Origin of the sequence: Candidatus Arsenophonus triatominarum (assembly GCF_001640365.1) — a bacterium.
GTDB lineage: Bacteria > Pseudomonadota > Gammaproteobacteria > Enterobacterales > Enterobacteriaceae > Arsenophonus > Arsenophonus triatominarum.
This window is the reverse complement of record NZ_LWMI01000005.1, coordinates 36297-48723: the sequence shown is the minus strand read 5'-3', so window position 1 is coordinate 48723 and position 12427 is coordinate 36297. Positions and strand designations below refer to the sequence as shown.

Here is a 12427-nt window from a genome sequence, read left to right as displayed (position 1 = left end):
TATTATAGCGCATAGTAAATCTCCTGAATTGCTATTAGCATTCATTTACATAATTAAAACAGATAAATAAATCGTGTTCACATAAATAACGCTCATAAAAAATGTTAACTCTTTATGTAACCTCGCTATCCTATCCCACTCATTTTCAACTTTTTGCAACCAACTTAAAATTTTACACGAGTTTCGCACAGGCATATAAAATTCCAGAAATGGCTTAAAAGCAATGGTTAATTTGCAAGTTACTAAAACGTATAAATTTGTTTAAATTACAATAAGTTGCTTTTTATTTATAAGATTTTGTCTATTTATATATTATGCTGAATTAAACTTAAAAATAGAGCGTTTTTTTATTGGTGCGAAACTCGTGACTAAGTAATCAATACGGCCGTTTTTGGCTATAAATTTGAAAACTGTCACCCAACCGTAACCTCGTAAGTGTATTAAGGTTCCTTCTTCTAAGATGTCTAACTTGTTCAATTGTTTGTTATGGTTAACAATCCTGTTTTTCCTCAGCGTGGTTACCCAGACCCAACCATGAGAGCGAATTGATTTCAGATTATCCAGGCTAGAATATCAGGCATCCATCACTACCGCTTCTGGTATGATTCCTCTTTTTTTAGCAAGAGCGAGCATTTCGGAAAAGTGCGTGTTTTTTGTTTTTCCATCGGAATCTTTATCATAAATAACCTGAGTTCGGGATAAGAAATAAAGTGAAAGTCTTGCTATTCAAATAGTTGAATGCGCATATTTCGTTAAAATACTCTAACAATCTGGTTAAAGAGTAGAGCATTGTTAAACAATCATGGAAAATCTTACTGAACTTTATTGCCTGATGGATGATTTTTGTAAAGACTTCGAGCCAAAAATGCATGAAATTTTGCTGAATAACGGTAGTAAGCGTCGTAGACGGTCTACTCAGCTTTCATTGGCTGAAATGATGACACTGGTTGTTTTATTTCATCAACTCCGATTCAGCCAATTCAAGGTATTTTATCTCTATCATGTCCGTTTATATCTCAGGAAGGAATTTCCTAACTTGCCATCATATTCACGCTGCGTAGAGTTACTTCCGCGCAGTGCCTTAGCTTTAACGGCACTGTTTGAGTCAATTAAGGGAAAGTGCACGGGTCTGTCGGTTGCCGATTCTACTCCGATAGCTGTGTGTGATAACTTAGGGATCCGCCGGCATAAAGTCTTCGATGGGATAGCTGAACGAGGAAAAACCTCAACAGGTTGGTTCTTTGGTTTCAAACTTCATGTAATTATCAATCATTTGGGGGAAATACTCAGTTTTCGACTTAACACCAGGAAACACAGATGATCGGAAACCATTACCTGAGCTGATAAAAGATCTTTCTGGTTGTTTGTATGCGGATAAAGGGTATTTATCGGCTTCACTGAAACAGCAACTGAAGACAATGGGAATTAACCTTATAACGAATATCAAGAATAAAATGAAGCCTGTTGAACAGACTTATTTCGACAAAGCCATCTTGCGTCATCGTTCTGTCATTGAAACGGTATTTGATGAGTTAAAAAATCTTTGTCAGATAGAGCATACGTGGCACCGCTCTCCTGCTAACTTTGTAGTGAATCTATTAGCAGGGCTGGTTGCATATTGTTTAATTCCATCTAAACCAAAGATACCTGTGGCAGGAACATATCTTCAAGCATAATTGATAATGCTTATCCCGAACTCAGGTTGTAGTGGTCAACTAAAATTGGCCACCCTACCTGACTGTTCACGGAACACTCGCTCTGATTCGTTTGGCGTTAATCCACCGTTATACCAGTGAGGTCTTATATCGCTATAGTAGTGGGTTATGTAGCGAATAATGGCTGACTGAGCAGTACTAAAGCTTTGTAGCCAGTCGTTGGCACCCATTCGGTCTTCAGACTACGGAAGAATCGTTCCATCGGACTATTATCCCAACAATTCCCTCTGCGACTGATACTTTGGGTCATCTGATAACGCCACAATGCCTGCCTATACTGACGACTGGTATAATGACTTCCCTGATCACTATGGAACATCACCTGTTTGGGATGCCCACGTAGTTCCCAAGCCATTTGTAGTGCTTTGGCGGTTAATTCTGAGTCTGGTGCAAATGACATTGCCCAGCCCACCGGTTTTCGGGCAAACAAATCCAATATAGCTAGGCAACTTAATTTTGATTACAGCATATGTATTAAAAACAGGTCATCGATAGTGCATCCTGTTTCCATCTTTTTACGTTTAGCTTGAGACCATTTATGTTCTATAGGATTTAAATCTGGTGAATACACAGGCAAATATTCTATCTGGTGTCCTGCGTTTATAATTGCCTGTTCAATATTCTTACCTTTGTGAAAGCTAGCGTTGTCCATAAAAATAACAGAATTTTCAGGAAGTTCTGGGAGCAATATTTTTGTGATCCAAACATAAAAAACATCACGATTAATATTGCAATCAAATAATCCGATAGCAAAAAGGGTTGTTCCCAATAAAGCGCCAATAACATTTGTTCTTCCCTTAGCACCCCAGTTTTTCAGGCCAAAACAACGGTGACCTTTTGGGGAATAGCCGTGAGTTCGTGGAGTGTCATGTGAAAAACCACTTTCATCAATAAAAACAACAGATTTATCTTTTTTTTCATACTGTTGTCTTTTTTGCTGATGTGCCAGCCTGTCGCTTTCGTTGGTTTTTGGATGGAATAGAGTTTTTTTTATAGGTTAATCCCAGCTTTTTAAGGGATTGCCAAATAGTCTTTTTACAAACACCGAATCGCTCTGCCCGTTCCTTTTGGTAAGCATCTGGATACTGTTCCACATCTTTTGCTAAAGCATTTTTATCGAGCTTCCTCTTACGTGGCGTTGAATTTTTTGGCTCTGGTCGTTTAAGCCAACGTACTAAAGACGCTTTTCCAATACGGAATTGTTTCGCAGTTTCTCGAATTGTTAAACCTTCGGCTTTCCTTACAGATATTACTTTACGTCGAAAATCAATTGTATAACTCATAACACACCTTGTAATCAAAATTAAGTCGCCTAGCTATACCACAGCCAGATAGGCCCATCGTGAGCCTGTCTAAATATAGGTTACATCGCCGCACCAAACCTGGTCAGGCTTTGTAACAGCAAACTGCCTATTGAGCAGATTTGGAATATCAATACGTTCATTTTCACCGCGGTTGTATTTATGTTTTCGCTCTTGGTAACTGACGATGATTAATTCTTTCATCAACTTACCCGCTAACCACCGCCCAAGTTTCACGTTGTGTGTATTGGTAACCATCGTGGCGATAGTCCTTGCGCCAGCAGAGCCGCCACTAACGTTCCACGCTTCGCTGACTAGGCTACGTTTTATCGTCCGCTCAATATCTGGCTCCTTAGGCCGACACCAATAGCGATAACTGCTTCGGTGAACATTAAAAATACGACACAAAGTTTTCACCGGATAAAGCACTCTTAGCTTTTCAACTACCGAAAATTTTTCAGTGAGTCGGACATTAAGAGCGCAGTAGCCTTTTTTAAGATGTCATTCTCCATTTCCAGCCGGTGGATTTTTTTCTTCATTTCTCTGAACTCAATTTGTTCAGGTGTTAATGGCAGACCAGGCGATGTTTTCCCTTGACGTTCTAAACGAAGGGCTCTTACCCACCGGCTAATCGCTGAAAGACTGACGTTCATGCCTTTCGCGGCTTCCTGGTAGGTGTAATTTTGGTCAAGGACTAATTTGGCGGTTTCACATTTAAATTCAGCAGTAATTATTTTACTCATTTCGGCACCTATAAAAATTATGAGGTAAGCATATCACCTCAACTTAGGTGGCCAAATTTAGTATGCCACTACATTAACGCCAAACGAATCAGAGCGACTGTTCCGTGAACAGTCAGGTAGGGTGGCCAATTTTAGTTGACCACTACACAAACATAAAGTCGGGTTACTTAACCTCGCTGAAGAGCTTAATAACGTCTCAAAAGCCTGTAAGATTATGGGGGTATCCCGAGATGCGTTTTATCGCTACCAGGAACTTGTTAACGATGGTGGGATAGACGCTTTAATTAATCAAAATCGACCGGTGCCTAACGTAAAAAATAGAGTAGATGAACAGATTGAAAGCGCTGTAGTTGAGTATGCGATTGAATACCCTGCACACGGTCAACACCGCAGTAGTAATGAACTAAGAAAAAAAGGCATTTTTGTTTCGGGGAGTGGCGTTCGTTCTATTTGGCTGCGCCATAATCTCGAAAATTTTACAAAACGCCTAAAAGCGCTTGAAGATAAAATCGCAACAGAAGGAATTATCCTGTCAGAATCACAAATCAGTGCTCTAGAAAAGAAAGCGCAAGATGATGAAGCCTGTGGTGAGATTGAAACAGCGCATCCAGGTTCTCTGGGTTCACAAGATACTTTTTATGTCGGTCATTTAAAAGGCGTTGGTCGTGTTTATCAACAAACTTACATTGATACTTACAGTAAAGTCGTTCATTGTAAGCTTTACACAACAAAAAGCGCGATAACGGCGGCAGATTTATTAAATGACAAGGTTCTCCCTTTTTATTCCCAGCATGGGTTACCGGTGTTACGTATACTGACGGACAGAGGCAGTGAGTATTGTGGTAAAGTTGAACATCACGATTATCAACTTTATCTCGTTATCAATGATATTGATCATACAAAAACTAAAGCTCGTTCACCTCAAACTAATGGGATTTGTGAACGCTTTCATAAAACTGTATTACAAGAGTTCTATCAGGTGGCTTTTCGTAAGAAAATCTATAGGGCTTTAGATGAATTACAAGCTGATTTAGATAAATGGTTAGCGGAATATAATAACCAACGCACTCATCAAGGAAAAATGTGTTGCGGTCGAACTCCTATGGCAACTTTACACGATGGAAAACAACTTTGGAGAGAGAAAGATTTAAATCAAATTTAACCTGACAGGTACTGTATAAATAACCGGTAACTGTCAGATCAGGTCTAAGCTACTACAGATAAACTGACAAAATATAAACATCCTAATTTTTTCTTGTTTTGAACTTTATACTTCTTTTTCGGAGCTTGCGAAACTCGTGAATAGAATCGATATCTTTATAATCTATATTAACCTTATTAAATTCTTGATAACTGGTTTTCACTACTGGCAGTAACACAAAAAATGACAACATTAATGCAATACCATTTAATACTATATTAGAAGGAATTTGCTGTAGTCCTAAAAGGTTCCTAGCCATAATAAAAACAATAGAAAATTTTATATAGCATGTGCCAGTCGCTATAATAAATGGTAATAAGGCTGAAAACGCCAATAGGGTAATCAGAGAAATATCATTATTCATAATTTCTACTTTTACTCTCTGTATTAACAATTGTTTATTTTTCGTTATGAAATAAATGAGTGATCTCTACACCCAATCTATCTTCAATCCAAATTATATTTCCTTTTGCAATTAAAACCCCATTAGCAACAATTTTAACATTATTTTCTGCGGCTAAGTCACATGGTAGTACCTTACCTTGAAAAATACTTTCCAATTCTGATAAAGGAATTTTGTTTTTTTGTAAAATATATTCAAGTGTAATGGGTATATCACCTTTAGAGCTTAATTTATCACTAGATTCTATTAGATTATCATCGTCATTGATTGTATCATCAATATTATCATTATAAAAATTTGTATTTATCATATAGACTCCATTATCGTTAGTAATATGTCCAATAACTTTATTTTGAATAACCACATCATGTGTTTGCTGATTCACAAATAAAATATCACCCACATTAACCTTATTTAAAGTTAATACAGTTATGTTGCTGAATCCCATTCTTAAAATTAGTTCCACTGGGATATGATCACATTTATATTTTTCTAATTTACTTACATGATTCAAGTTATTATCAACACAATGGATCCAGATATTACCATAATCTGTTCTAAGCATAGCGATGATATTTTTATAATCGCTATCATTACAATTAACTTTTCCATTACCATATAAAGTATTAAATTCTAATTCAGAAGGTAAAAATTCATTTAATGTATAGCTATTAAAAAAAAGCGCTTCTGATTCATCAAATTTCTAGGCATACATAGATAAACCGTTTAAATCTGGTTTTATTAATTCTAACCATTCTCTAAGGTCTATGATCCCTTTCCAATTTTATTGGTAGAAAAAGATAATAATAATTCTCCATTTGGTAATGGAAATCTTTTTTGACTAATTCCTTTTTTTGCCAAGTAATTAATAATTGTTTTAAATTAATTTCCTTGTGGCTTTTTATAGGAAAATAATTTTTTATCATTCCTCACCCTCAAAAAATTTTTGGTATTTATCGCTTTTTTCATTAAATTCATCTTTATTATCTTTTCTTATAATAAGAAGATTTTTTTCAGAGTTACTATTATTATTCAAATAACTATGAATTCTATTATCAACCAATGAATCTGATGGGTTAAAGCTAAATATTGGATAACATTGAAATTATTTTTTATACATTTATTTTTTTGTAAATTTTCCAGTGATGGTAGTTCTATTTTTTTATTAAAAGTTCTTTTAGATAAAATAAGTCTTGAATGGTCATTGCAATCAATGTTATTTTTATAACTTATTGGCATTGTTTCATAACTTGGTGTTAAATTCATTTCTTGATAGTTAAATAAATTATTTACGCTAATTTGTTTGTTCTGCCCGCGAGATCCTAAACCAACAAAGTTAATTATATAATCTGCATCGATTGTATTATTGATACTTAATTTATTGGCAATATTTTCTTTTTTTATAACAGTCACTAGTTTCGCACAGGCATATAAAATTCCAGAAATGGCTTAAAAGCAATGGTTAATTTGCAAGTTACTAAAACGTATAAATTTGTTTAAATTACAATAAGTTGCCTTTAATTTATAAGATTTTGTCTATTTATTATGCTGAATTAAACTTAAAAATAGAGCGTTTTTTTATTGGTGCGAAACTCGTGACAGTATGTTCATGTTTTATAAGGTGTATCTGGCCAGATTTTTTATGATTACTAAAGTTATCATTTTTTATTTCCTCTATATTTCCAGAAGCTTTGAATATTGACTGATTACTTATTATAATATTAGCATCAGATAATCTTAAAGAAATATTATAAAGTTGATTATCTACTATTGTATTATCTTTTTCTTCATTTTTCATTAAGATATCAGTTTCATCAACATCACTAATATAGTTAACTTCATCAAGATCATCGCTATATCTACAATCATAAAATATAGTATTATCATATAATAAATTAATATCATTAATTTTTGATAAATAGATTTTAGATAATGGTTTATTATTTTTTATATTTTCTTTAATGATATCATCTAATGAGCATGTTCCATTTTGCTTTGATTGTATATTATAAGTTTTTATTGAGCTGACTTTTGGCATAAAGAACTTCCTCTATTTCATTTTCTTCAATAAGATATTTCCTTTGAATAATTTTAAACATTTCTTTTTCAATAAAAAAATATACTTTTCGCTTTTCATATGTAAAAATTTTTAGTATTTAATTTTTCTTTATTTTCTAAAATAACAACTTGATGATCAGCTTCCTTTTTTGCTTTATCCAATTTTAAATCTATTAATTTATGATTAAATACCGCCACGAATTTCGCACCAACAAATAAACATGTTATTTTTAAGTTCAATTCAACATAATATATAATTCGCAAAAATTGCTAATTCAAATATAAATTATTGAAATAAATATATATTTTATATTATTTAGTATCTTGCGGATAAAACATTATTTTGGCTATTTTTAGAACTTTATATGTCTGTGCGAAACTCGTGACCGCTTGTTTTCTTTTTATTGAAAATAACTCATCTCTTGATAATAATCCCACATTATTAATATCTGCTAATAAATTATTAATAAATAAAATTTCTTTATTAAAATAGTTGCTGAATAGAGACTTGCATTTTTTGTCACGCTATAGACAATAAAAAGAGGTTTAACTTAGAAAATAACGGTTTGAAATGATCAACAAAGAGCGGTTGTTATGAGATAATCGTTTATGTAAAGCAATCATTGGATTATCAGTCGAAGAATTGAAAAATTTAGCCGCTGAATTTTCAGCTTGTTATTTGATTTATCGGAAAAAGAATCGAAAAGATCACGAGCGGCAGATGGGTGCAGGGCAGAAAGGATTTATCCCAACCCCATTAGATAAACTGCTTTTTATTTTATTGTATTTAAAATGTTATCCGACCTATGATTTGCAAGGACTTCTTTTTGGTTTAGATAGAACACGGGTATGTCGCTGGGTAAAAATATTATTGCCGGTTTTAGAGATGACCTTGGGGCGAGAATGTGTTTTGCCCGCTCGTCAAATTCGCTCTGCTGAGGAATTTTTTCGCGCCTTTCCTGGATTAAAGACGTCTTTATTGATGGGACAGAGCGACCTGTCCAAAAGCCTAAGAATCTGCGTCGGCGAAAAAAAATGTATTCGGGAAAGAAAAGACAGACCACTCGAAAAGGGCTTATTATAGCTAGGCGACTTAATTTTGATTACAGCATATGTATTAAAAACAGGTCATCGATAGTGCATCCTGTTTCCATCTTTTTACGTTTAGCTTGAGACCATTTATGTTCTAGGCAAATATTCTATCTGGTGTCCTGCGTTTATAATTGCCTGTTCAATATTCTTACCTTTGTGAAAGCTAGCGTTGTCCATAAAAATAACAGAATTTTCAGGAAGTTCTGGGAGCAATATTTTTGTGATCCAAACATAAAAAACATCACGATTAATATTGCAATCAAATAATCCGATAGCAAAAAGGGTTGTTCCCAATAAAGCGCCAATAACATTTGTTCTTCCCTTAGCACCCCAGTTTTTCAGGCCAAAACAACGGTGACCTTTTGGGGAATAGCCGTGAGTTCGTGGAGTGTCATGTGAAAAACCACTTTCATCAATAAAAACAACAGATTTATCTTTTTTTTCATACTGTTGTCTTTTTTGCTGATGTGCCAGCCTGTCGCTTTCGTTGGTTTTTGGATGGAATAGAGTTTTTTTTATAGGTTAATCCCAGCTTTTTAAGGGATTGCCAAATAGTCTTTTTACAAACACCGAATCGCTCTGCCCGTTCCTTTTGGTAAGCATCTGGATACTGTTCCACATCTTTTGCTAAAGCATTTTTATCGAGCTTCCTCTTACGTGGCGTTGAATTTTTTGGCTCTGGTCGTTTAAGCCAACGTACTAAAGACGCTTTTCCAATACGGAATTGTTTCGCAGTTTCTCGAATTGTTAAACCTTCGGCTTTCCTTACAGATATTACTTTACGTCGAAAATCAATTGGATAACTCATAACACACCTTGTAATCAAAATTAAGTCGCCTAGCTATAACATTTGTTCTTCCCTTAGCACCCCAGTTTTTCAGGCCAAAACAACGGTGACCTTTTGGGGAATAGCCGTGAGTTCGTGGAGTGTCATGTGAAAAACCACTTTCATCAATAAAAACAACAGATTTATCTTTTTTTTCATACTGTTGTCTTTTTTGCTGATGTGCCAGCCTGTCGCTTTCGTTGGTTTTTGGATGGAATAGAGTTTTTTTTATAGGTTAATCCCAGCTTTTTAAGGGATTGCCAAATAGTCTTTTTACAAACACCGAATCGCTCTGCCCGTTCCTTTTGGTAAGCATCTGGATACTGTTCCACATCTTTTGCTAAAGCATTTTTATCTAGCTTCCTCTTACGTGGCGTTGAATTTTTTGGCTCTGGTTGTTTAAGCCAACGTACTAAAGACGCTTTTCCAATACGGAATTGTTTCGCAGTTTCTCGAATTGTTAAACCTTCGGCTTTCCTTACAGATATTACTTTACGTCGAAAATCAATTGTATAACTCATAACACACCTTGTAATCAAAATTAAGTCGCCTAGCTATATAACTGACGAAACGAGGAAAATTGGATTTATCCCCATGATCAAAAATGGGCGCCGTCACGATAAACGCTTACTCGATAAAGTCGATATAATTCGCCATATTCCCCCTGAGGTAACCATCTGGGCCGATACCGGTTTTCAAGGTATAGATAAACAGCATCCTAATACACAAATCCCAAAAAAAGGAACTCGAAAAAGACCTTTATCGCCTGAACAAAAACAAGAAAATAAAATAATCTCGGGCATCCGTATTACGGTTGAACACGCCATCGCGGGTATCAAGCGCCTCGGTTGTATAGCTAGGCGACTTAATTTTGATTACAAGGTGTGTTATGAGTTATACAATTGATTTTCGACGTAAAGTAATATCTGTAAGGAAAGCCGAAGGTTTAACAATTCGAGAAACTGCGAAACAATTCCGTATTGGAAAAGCGTCTTTAGTACGTTGGCTTAAACGACCAGAGCCAAAAAATTCAACGCCACGTAAGAGGAAGCTCGATAAAAATGCTTTAGCAAAAGATGTGGAACAGTATCCAGATGCTTACCAAAAGGAACGGGCAGAGCGATTCGGTGTTTGTAAAAAGACTATTTGGCAATCCCTTAAAAAGCTGGGATTAACCTATAAAAAAAACTCTATTCCATCCAAAAACCAACGAAAGCGACAGGCTGGCACATCAGCAAAAAAGACAACAGTATGAAAAAAAAGATAAATCTGTTGTTTTTATTGATGAAAGTGGTTTTTCACATGACACTCCACGAACTCACGGCTATAGCTAGGCGACTTAATTTTGATTACAGCATATGTATTAAAAACAGGTCATCGATAGTGCATCCTGTTTCCATCTTTTTACGTTTAGCTTGAGACCATTTATGTTCTATAGGATTTAAATCTGGTGAATACACAGGCAAATATTCTATCTGGTGTCCTGCGTTTATAATTGCCTGTTCAATATTCTTACCTTTGTGAAAGCTAGCGTTGTCCATAAAAATAACAGAATTTTCAGGAAGTTCTGGGAGCAATATTTTTGTGATCCAAACATAAAAAACATCACGATTAATATTGCAATCAAATAATCCGATAGCAAAAAGGGTTGTTCCCAATAAAGCGCCAATAACATTTGTTCTTCCCTTAGCACCCCAGTTTTTCAGGCCAAAACAACGGTGACCTTTTGGGGAATAGCCGTGAGTTCGTGGAGTGTCATGTGAAAAACCACTTTCATCAATAAAAACAACAGATTTATCTTTTTTTTCATACTGTTGTCTTTTTTGCTGATGTGCCAGCCTGTCGCTTTCGTTGGTTTTTGGATGGAATAGAGTTTTTTTTATAGGTTAATCCCAGCTTTTTAAGGGATTGCCAAATAGTCTTTTTACAAACACCGAATCGCTCTGCCCGTTCCTTTTGGTAAGCATCTGGATACTGTTCCACATCTTTTGCTAAAGCATTTTTATCGAGCTTCCTCTTACGTGGCGTTGAATTTTTTGGCTCTGGTCGTTTAAGCCAACGTACTAAAGACGCTTTTCCAATACGGAATTGTTTCGCAGTTTCTCGAATTGTTAAACCTTCGGCTTTCCTTACAGATATTACTTTACGTCGAAAATCAATTGTATAACTCATAACACACCTTGTAATCAAAATTAAGTCGCCTAGCTATATTCCCCAAAAGGTCACCGTTGTTTTGGCCTGAAAAACTGGGGTGCTAAGGGAAGAACAAATGTTATTGGCGCTTTATTGGGAACAACCCTTTTTGCTATCGGATTATTTGATTGCAATATTAATCGTGATGTTTTTTATGTTTGGATCACAAAAATATTGCTCCCAGAACTTCCTGAAAATTCTGTTATTTTTATGGACAACGCTAGCTTTCACAAAGGTAAGAATATTGAACAGGCAATTATAAACGCAGGACACCAGATAGAATATTTGCCTGTGTATTCACCAGATTTAAATCCTATAGAACATAAATGGTCTCAAGCTAAACGTAAAAAGATGGAAACAGGATGCACTATCGATGACCTGTTTTTAATACATATGCTGTAATCAAAATTAAGTCGCCTAGCTATATGACCCAAATTTTACGGAATCGTAGACCCTTTATTGATGATACCTTTTTACTCCTTAGTGCCGGTCTTTGGAATTTCCATCTCAGAACAGCCTAAAATTTACTTCAATCACCGAAATACCTTATTTCACTATTAAGCAACACGCTTATTGATTTCCTTTATCTCATTTTCAATTATCATTATTTTATTATCTAAGTTTTGCAGTAAAATATCGTTCTGATTTGTTTTTTGACATATTAAAGTATGCCTTTTTTTTACATTACGATAAAATCTCATACATCTCTTGTTTTATTGATTCAAAGGATTTTTTTTCATCTAGGATTGTATAAGCCAACTATTTATTTTGTTATATTTATATAATATCTCATCGTTTTCACCTTCTTTATATTCTCCTAAATCAATAAATATTTTCAATTCTTCAATTTTACCACGAGTTTCGCACCGGAATATAAAATTCCAGAAATGGCTTA

At 34.9% G+C, this 12427-nt stretch carries 17 protein-coding genes and 8 pseudogenes; 8 read left to right on the top strand and 17 right to left on the bottom strand.

Going from position 1 to position 12427, the window contains the following annotated elements:
- Positions 1-360 precede the first annotated feature (360 nt).
- Positions 361-684, bottom strand: a pseudogene (locus AYJ55_RS35385) (IS701 family transposase); the annotation flags it as partial.
- A 118-nt stretch (positions 685-802) separates the two neighbouring features.
- Here AYJ55_RS35385 and AYJ55_RS01795 point away from each other — a divergent pair.
- A pseudogene (locus AYJ55_RS01795) lies at positions 803-1676 on the top strand (IS982 family transposase).
- Positions 1677-1711: 35 nt separating this feature from the next.
- On the opposite strand, the pseudogene AYJ55_RS01790 reads toward AYJ55_RS01795, so the two are convergent.
- The 4 genes and pseudogenes from AYJ55_RS01790 to AYJ55_RS32450 form a co-directional block, all read right to left on the bottom strand.
- A pseudogene (locus AYJ55_RS01790) lies at positions 1712-2154 on the bottom strand (IS3 family transposase); the annotation flags it as partial.
- Between the two features lie 21 nt (positions 2155-2175).
- On the bottom strand, positions 2176-2664 hold the full coding sequence (locus AYJ55_RS01785) for an IS630 family transposase (protein ID WP_063653499.1): 489 nt from the start codon (positions 2662-2664) through the stop codon (positions 2176-2178).
- Positions 2633-2998, bottom strand: a complete 366-nt coding sequence (locus AYJ55_RS01780; RefSeq protein WP_063653415.1) for an IS630 transposase-related protein — start codon at positions 2996-2998, stop codon at positions 2633-2635. Before AYJ55_RS01780 ends, AYJ55_RS01785 begins: the two co-directional genes overlap by 32 nt.
- A gap of 72 nt (positions 2999-3070) precedes the next feature.
- Positions 3071-3759 (bottom strand): annotated as a pseudogene (locus tag AYJ55_RS32450) (transposase); the annotation flags it as partial.
- Between the two features lie 139 nt (positions 3760-3898).
- Between AYJ55_RS32450 and AYJ55_RS01765 the strand changes: the two are divergent.
- Positions 3899-4921, top strand: a pseudogene (locus tag AYJ55_RS01765) (IS481 family transposase); the annotation flags it as partial.
- Positions 4922-5125: 204 nt separating this feature from the next.
- Here AYJ55_RS01765 and AYJ55_RS32445 read toward each other — a convergent pair.
- The 6 genes and pseudogenes from AYJ55_RS32445 to AYJ55_RS34355 form a co-directional block, all read right to left on the bottom strand.
- A pseudogene (locus tag AYJ55_RS32445) lies at positions 5126-5324 on the bottom strand (EscR/YscR/HrcR family type III secretion system export apparatus protein); the annotation flags it as partial.
- 34 nt (positions 5325-5358) lie between these two features.
- Positions 5359-5928, bottom strand: a complete 570-nt coding sequence (locus tag AYJ55_RS01755; RefSeq protein WP_162505228.1) for a FliM/FliN family flagellar motor switch protein — start codon at positions 5926-5928, stop codon at positions 5359-5361.
- A gap of 138 nt (positions 5929-6066) precedes the next feature.
- Positions 6067-6138 (bottom strand): annotated as a pseudogene (locus tag AYJ55_RS36635) (hypothetical protein); the annotation flags it as partial.
- A 257-nt stretch (positions 6139-6395) separates the two neighbouring features.
- Positions 6396-6776 carry a hypothetical protein gene (locus AYJ55_RS01750; protein WP_063653889.1) on the bottom strand — a complete coding sequence of 127 codons (381 nt, stop codon included), beginning with the start codon at positions 6774-6776 and terminating at the stop codon, positions 6396-6398.
- A gap of 130 nt (positions 6777-6906) precedes the next feature.
- Positions 6907-7401 (bottom strand): hypothetical protein, encoded by a 495-nt coding sequence (locus AYJ55_RS01745; protein ID WP_063653866.1) that lies wholly within the window; start codon positions 7399-7401, stop codon positions 6907-6909.
- Between the two features lie 95 nt (positions 7402-7496).
- A complete protein-coding gene (locus AYJ55_RS34355; RefSeq protein WP_281181069.1) occupies positions 7497-7619 on the bottom strand; it encodes a hypothetical protein in 123 nt (40 codons plus the stop codon).
- A 445-nt stretch (positions 7620-8064) separates the two neighbouring features.
- Between AYJ55_RS34355 and AYJ55_RS01740 the strand changes: the two genes are divergently transcribed.
- On the top strand, positions 8065-8505 hold the full coding sequence (locus tag AYJ55_RS01740; protein WP_063653864.1) for a helix-turn-helix domain-containing protein: 441 nt from the start codon (positions 8065-8067) through the stop codon (positions 8503-8505).
- On the top strand, positions 8439-8594 hold the full coding sequence (locus AYJ55_RS32440) for a hypothetical protein (protein WP_425393767.1): 156 nt from the start codon (positions 8439-8441) through the stop codon (positions 8592-8594). The genes AYJ55_RS01740 and AYJ55_RS32440 overlap by 67 nt, the downstream gene beginning before the upstream one ends.
- A gap of 6 nt (positions 8595-8600) precedes the next feature.
- On the opposite strand, the gene AYJ55_RS24535 is transcribed toward AYJ55_RS32440, so the two are convergent.
- From AYJ55_RS24535 to AYJ55_RS01725, 4 genes are read right to left on the bottom strand one after another with little or no spacing between them, the layout of a single operon-like run.
- A complete protein-coding gene (locus tag AYJ55_RS24535) occupies positions 8601-8930 on the bottom strand; it encodes a transposase (protein WP_245677245.1) in 330 nt (109 codons plus the stop codon).
- Between the two features lie 25 nt (positions 8931-8955).
- Positions 8956-9321, bottom strand: coding sequence for an IS630 transposase-related protein (locus tag AYJ55_RS01730; protein ID WP_063653860.1), 366 nt, complete (start codon positions 9319-9321; stop codon positions 8956-8958).
- Positions 9305-9469 carry a hypothetical protein gene (locus tag AYJ55_RS35380; RefSeq protein ID WP_425393766.1) on the bottom strand — a complete coding sequence of 55 codons (165 nt, stop codon included), beginning with the start codon at positions 9467-9469 and terminating at the stop codon, positions 9305-9307. Before AYJ55_RS35380 ends, AYJ55_RS01730 begins: the two co-directional genes overlap by 17 nt.
- A gap of 25 nt (positions 9470-9494) precedes the next feature.
- Positions 9495-9860 (bottom strand): IS630 transposase-related protein, encoded by a 366-nt coding sequence (locus AYJ55_RS01725; RefSeq protein WP_063653858.1) that lies wholly within the window; start codon positions 9858-9860, stop codon positions 9495-9497.
- Between AYJ55_RS01725 and AYJ55_RS01720 the strand changes: the two genes are divergently transcribed.
- From AYJ55_RS01720 to AYJ55_RS30400, 3 genes are read left to right on the top strand one after another with little or no spacing between them, the layout of a single operon-like run.
- Positions 9859-10245, top strand: coding sequence for a transposase family protein (locus AYJ55_RS01720; protein WP_342668132.1), 387 nt, complete (start codon positions 9859-9861; stop codon positions 10243-10245). The genes AYJ55_RS01725 and AYJ55_RS01720 overlap by 2 nt on opposite strands.
- A complete protein-coding gene (locus tag AYJ55_RS01715) occupies positions 10229-10594 on the top strand; it encodes an IS630 transposase-related protein (protein WP_063653415.1) in 366 nt (121 codons plus the stop codon). The genes AYJ55_RS01720 and AYJ55_RS01715 overlap by 17 nt, the downstream gene beginning before the upstream one ends.
- Positions 10591-10758 (top strand): hypothetical protein, encoded by a 168-nt coding sequence (locus tag AYJ55_RS30400; protein WP_187153147.1) that lies wholly within the window; start codon positions 10591-10593, stop codon positions 10756-10758. The genes AYJ55_RS01715 and AYJ55_RS30400 overlap by 4 nt, the downstream gene beginning before the upstream one ends.
- Here AYJ55_RS30400 and AYJ55_RS01710 read toward each other — a convergent pair.
- Positions 10689-11177 carry an IS630 family transposase gene (locus AYJ55_RS01710; protein ID WP_063653499.1) on the bottom strand — a complete coding sequence of 163 codons (489 nt, stop codon included), beginning with the start codon at positions 11175-11177 and terminating at the stop codon, positions 10689-10691. The genes AYJ55_RS30400 and AYJ55_RS01710 overlap by 70 nt on opposite strands.
- A complete protein-coding gene (locus tag AYJ55_RS01705; protein ID WP_063653415.1) occupies positions 11146-11511 on the bottom strand; it encodes an IS630 transposase-related protein in 366 nt (121 codons plus the stop codon). The genes AYJ55_RS01710 and AYJ55_RS01705 overlap by 32 nt, the downstream gene beginning before the upstream one ends.
- A gap of 48 nt (positions 11512-11559) precedes the next feature.
- On the opposite strand from AYJ55_RS01705, the pseudogene AYJ55_RS01700 reads away from it, so the two are divergent.
- Positions 11560-11934 (top strand): annotated as a pseudogene (locus AYJ55_RS01700) (transposase); the annotation flags it as partial.
- Between the last annotated feature and the right edge of the window lie 493 nt (positions 11935-12427).

What these genes read in the sequence shown, in the direction of transcription:
- AYJ55_RS01780 (WP_063653415.1), bottom strand. Translation starts at nt 2,998, where the DNA reads ATGAGTTATACAATTGATTTTCGACGTAAAGTAATATCTGTAAGGAAA.
- AYJ55_RS01755 (WP_162505228.1), bottom strand. Translation starts at nt 5,928, where the DNA reads ATGCTTAGAACAGATTATGGTAATATCTGGATCCATTGTGTTGATAAT.
- AYJ55_RS01745 (WP_063653866.1), bottom strand. Translation starts at nt 7,401, where the DNA reads ATGCCAAAAGTCAGCTCAATAAAAACTTATAATATACAATCAAAGCAA.
- AYJ55_RS01730 (WP_063653860.1), bottom strand. Translation starts at nt 9,321, where the DNA reads ATGAGTTATCCAATTGATTTTCGACGTAAAGTAATATCTGTAAGGAAA.
- AYJ55_RS01725 (WP_063653858.1), bottom strand. Translation starts at nt 9,860, where the DNA reads ATGAGTTATACAATTGATTTTCGACGTAAAGTAATATCTGTAAGGAAA.
- AYJ55_RS01715 (WP_063653415.1), top strand. Translation starts at nt 10,229, where the DNA reads ATGAGTTATACAATTGATTTTCGACGTAAAGTAATATCTGTAAGGAAA.
- AYJ55_RS30400 (WP_187153147.1), top strand. Translation starts at nt 10,591, where the DNA reads ATGAAAAAAAAGATAAATCTGTTGTTTTTATTGATGAAAGTGGTTTTT.
- AYJ55_RS01705 (WP_063653415.1), bottom strand. Translation starts at nt 11,511, where the DNA reads ATGAGTTATACAATTGATTTTCGACGTAAAGTAATATCTGTAAGGAAA.